The 339-nt window shown below is 42.2% G+C and carries 1 protein-coding gene; it reads left to right on the top strand.

Going from position 1 to position 339, the window contains the following annotated elements; genetic code table 11:
• A partial coding sequence (locus tag A0125_RS15215; RefSeq protein WP_156472582.1) for an integrase core domain-containing protein occupies window positions 1-328 on the top strand: 328 nt, incomplete at its 5' end.
• Between the last annotated feature and the right edge of the window lie 11 nt (window positions 329-339).

Here is a 339-nt window from a genome sequence, read left to right as displayed (position 1 = left end):
GCGGGATTGGTGTGAGCGCAATACTATAGAATGGGAGTTTATACAGCCGGGAAAACCTACACAAAACAGCTTAATCGAGCGGTTCAATAGAACATTTAGGCAAGATGTCCTAGATAGCTATATGTTTGAAAGCTTGTCAGAAGCCAGAAAATATGCGAATGCGTGGGTTTGGATGTACAACAATGTTCGACCTCATTCCTCGCTCGGTCATTTAGCTCCCACAGAATTCCTATTGAAATATGGAAAACTCTCCGAGTTTCCAACATTCCAACAGGATGACAATAGCGAATCTGATTGGAATTCTTTAGTTTTAGGTGCTGCTAGCTGAGGGAAGATTAC

The organism is Sphingobacterium populi (assembly GCF_001586775.1).
In the GTDB taxonomy this organism is placed as follows: Bacteria; Bacteroidota; Bacteroidia; order Sphingobacteriales; family Sphingobacteriaceae; genus Sphingobacterium; species Sphingobacterium populi.
Note: the sequence above shows the minus strand (reverse complement) of the source record. Positions and strands in the feature narration are given on the sequence as shown.